Raw genomic sequence first — 4,057 nt, forward strand, 5'->3', positions numbered from 1 at the left:
GGGATTTGGTTTTTTATCCCAAATTACATTGTATAAAAATGCCATTCCTTTGGGATTCTACTGATTACATTAAATGCCTTGCTAAGATAAAAATACATTTTCGGTGATTCAATCAAAATTTACTAATTGAAAACCTTGAAGAGGTGAAATGATTATAGAGAAACAAGCAAAAAGGTAAACAAACCCCGGAGGGGTGATATATTCTTTAGGTGTATAAACTAAAGAGGAAGTTACCAACCAGGAATCAAGAAATTTACTCCCGAAACCATGTTTTGGCGTTTTCCATTGTAAATCGGTACTGCCATATATGGCTCTACAATCAAATAGCCCATCAGATTTACACGTAAACTAAAACCTGTCATTATCAATGGCTCAACTTTTAGCTTTATCGAAGTTTCGTTTTGGGTTTGGTATTCCTGCACAGCTCCAATTTTCCTATCGGCCGACCAAACCATACCACTATCAAAGAAAAAATTGAGGTCGCTCGGTACATACGAAAAATCTATCAACGCCAATTTCTTCGGGCCAGTTAGTGGTAATCTGACTTCAAGATTTGTCACCAGAAGTTGTTCGCCTTGCAGGGCTTCTTGCGTAATCAGACCCAAATTTTGCTGTTTTGTGAGGGCACTTCCATAAAAACCGTGCATATTCCACGGAAAACCTAGATATAAGGGGTTAATTTGATTCAAATAATCAAGATTCGAGGCATTCAAACGACCGTTATAGAGGAATCTTCCCGCAATCGTGAATGGTTTTACATATTGATATTTTCGTGCATCAACCAAAATATTTGTATAGCTGGTTGAACCAAAATATCTTCCCGCCTCAAATCTATAACGATAGCCCTTGATTGGGGCAGTAGTTCCAAAAATGGTATTGTCGCCCACAAATGCCACATATAATTGACTTAAGCTAAAAGCATTAAAGCCTTGTGATTTTAGATATGATTGCGAAAGTTTTGAACGAGTACTGTTATTCAATACAAAAGTTTGCCTAGTTGTAGGGTCAAAAGTAGTGTAGTCAGTATATTCATCGCCCGAAAAGCCATACCAGTTGCCATTGATGCCTCCCTCAATTCGCTGATTAGTATTTAGGGGATAAAATGTAAATACGCCTATTTGATTGATAGCGAGTCTATTAATTAAATATTTGTTGGCAATTAAGGAGTCATTTGTTGGTACGCCAAGCGATGATTTCACTTTAGCATCAGTCACATAATTGCTTTTGAAAAAGCTTGCCGTTTTTGTAGTGCTATCGGTGTAAGTTCCTTGAAAGCGGTACGGAATACGTGCAAAAGTTACTCCCCACTGCAAAGGTTTCTTTTGATTGAGGTACATCAGCTGCCCACCAAAATCTTGGATTTGTCCATTGATTGAAACAGATCCAGCCAATTGATTGTGGTTAAGCATATCACTGAAAAGTCCAACTACGCCTCCGCCCAAGCCAGTTCCCCAACGACTTGCCGAAACACCAACGCCCGAACTGCCGAGATAATCTAATTTGAATTTTGGTTGGTAGTTTAAAAGTTTCAATTTCTTTTCTGGAACTCTAACTGCAAGGTTGTTTTGCTCTAAATTTTTCTGAACAATATCTCGTCCTTCTTTTTGAACAGCCAGATTTGCTGCCGATTTATTGACTTCATTTCCAACGACTTGTTGCTGAAACGCACCGTAACTTGCTAAATATAAGTTGTATTTGCCGTTTTGGAAGTAGTTATAAATTAGCTGTCCGGTTTTTGTAGCAATACTGACTGCGGGCGAATACATCGTAATTCCACTGATACCAGTAAAATAATTGGTCAGTTTTTCAATTTGTTTCGAGATGATATCGTAGCGATAAAGGTTTCTAAAACCATCGGCATCGGAAAGGAAATAGATGGCTTTTCCATTGGGGGCTATCAAAGGATTGAGATTATCAGCTTCTTTGAAAAAGTCAAAATTCTCAACTGCCAGCGTTTCTATGTTTATTCTTGAAATTCCATTGCTCGCTTTTTCCAAACGACCATTTTTACTACCTCTGTCCGAAACAAAATAAATCCATTCACCATCGGGTGACCAAGTTGGTTGTAAATCCGAAAAATTATCTTTTGTTAGATTTTTGACCGTTTTTTCTTTCAAATTATATAAATATAAATCGCTTTCGCCATTCATCAGCCCCGAAACTACAATCGAATTTCCATCGGGCGACCACGCAGGATTGGTAAACGAATCGACCTCTTTCAGTTCAAAACTATCTTTGTTTCCGTTGGCAATATCTATGATTGAGAGTTTATTTCGGCCTTTAGTTTGAATCACCAAAGCCAACTTTTGACCGTCGGGCGACCAAGTTCCTGCGGTTTCCAGAAAACTATAAGAATCAACGTGTGAGCCAAACGAACTACTTTCTATCTTACGAATGATTCGCCCAGTAAGTGTTTCTACAATAAAAATATCAAGTGAAAGTACGTTTTTTGATGAAATATAGGCCACATATTTGCCATCTGGACTAATTGACGGTGAAATATTCATTTCGCCCGCATTGCGTTGAGATGCAATTTCTTTTCCAATCGGCTGAATAGAAGTGCCTACTCTCATGGGCGTGTAAGTATCAATCAAAGCCTGTTTCCACTTGACCGAAAATTTATCAATACTTGTTTTGAGGTTTCTTGTGAAAGCTACTTCAATGCCATATTTAGCCGTTTCTCTGAAAAGTGGACGAATAATATCATCGCCGTAAGTGGCGGTCATATAAGCCCAAAAGGCTTGTCCCCACCGATACGGAAAATACTTGTATTCTTTGGTTACTAAATCTCTAATTGTCGGAATGTCGTTGCTCAAAACTGCATCACGCATCCACATGGCCGTATGGGCGTCAACTCGTCCCAACGACATATATTCGGCCAAACCTTCCACCATAAAAAGTGGTAGATTCTGTATATTGCCAATTTGTGTAGAGTCGCCAGAAGTCATGAGTTGATACTGGAAAGCATGTACCAATTCATGCCCCAAAACGTGGTCGGTTTGGCGTTTGGAAAACATCATCGGCATTACTACTCGATTTCTGAGTCCTTCGGTTACGCCTCCTGTTCCTTCTCCAATTTGCCCACCAATAGCGGTAGTTTCTTGAAAATCAGGGTGATTTTGGTAAACAATTAGCGGATTTGGCTTAATAAATGCCAGCTTGAAAACTTCTTGATGAATTTTATACCAATGTTCACTATTGACGACGATGTCGTTTGGAATCTTGTTTTCGTTGAAATAATGGTATAACTCGAAGTGAGGGCTTTGCAGAACTTTAAATCCGAAGGTTTTATAGCGAGGTTTGTTTTGTCCAAAATATTGCGACTGCGAAATAGCTAAGTTGCTGATAATCAATCCAATGGTCAATAAACAAAATTTTCTCATGCCTTCGTGCGAAATGTTTTTACTAATAAGAACGTAAAAATAGACAAAATCGCTTATTTGTGGTTTAGAAAATTATTGTTTTGCTAAATCAGCGTATTGCGGGCGGCAAACTCGAGCAAAGCGGGATTTCCAGTAGTTAGTCATCATGTTATCTTCAACAACACCTTTGCTTGAAGAAGCGTGAATAAAACGAATATCGTTTTCGTTTTTTACTTCGGTAACAATTCCCGAATGACTGATATTTTTGCCGACGGTTACGAAGAAAACCAAATCGCCTTTTTGGATATTGGGTAAATTGATTGCAGGAAAATATTCGGCCTGCTGCCATGAAATTCGGGGCAGTTTTACACCAATTTCTTTGAATGTTAAGCAGAGTAAGCCCGAACAATCGAGCCCTTTTTCGTCATTTCCACCACTTTTATATGGAACTCCCGTATAATTTCGAGCGGTAGAAATAATTTTCTTTGTATAAATATTTTCTCGAACCGGCGTATTTTCGGGAGCTTTACTACGTAAAATTTTGCACGAACTTACACTTATCATGCAAAACATGATAAAGATATACGTTTGGTATTTTTTATATTGTAGCACTGATGATGAGTTATTTGTAAGTCCACAGTTGATAGTCAGCGGTCAACAGAAAAACTGTTTCTGCGATTACTAATTTGCTTTAT

General features: G+C 38.3%; 2 protein-coding genes. Both read right to left on the bottom strand.

Annotation, left to right across the window (positions count from 1 at the left end; translation table 11 throughout):
* Nucleotides 1-230: 230 nt before the first annotated feature.
* The gene (locus ACOVO2_RS20960; RefSeq protein ID WP_421771860.1) at nt 231-3,383 is read right to left on the bottom strand and encodes a tolB protein precursor; all 3,153 of its coding nucleotides are present in this window, start codon (nt 3,381-3,383) and stop codon (nt 231-233) included.
* Between the two features lie 72 nt (nt 3,384-3,455).
* Entirely contained in the window at nt 3,456-3,974 is a 519-nt protein-coding gene (locus ACOVO2_RS20965) for a C40 family peptidase (protein WP_421771861.1), read from the bottom strand.
* Nucleotides 3,975-4,057 lie beyond the last annotated feature (83 nt).

The sequence above is a fragment of the Emticicia sp. genome (assembly GCF_049241225.1).
In the GTDB taxonomy this organism is placed as follows: Bacteria; Bacteroidota; Bacteroidia; order Cytophagales; family Spirosomataceae; genus Emticicia.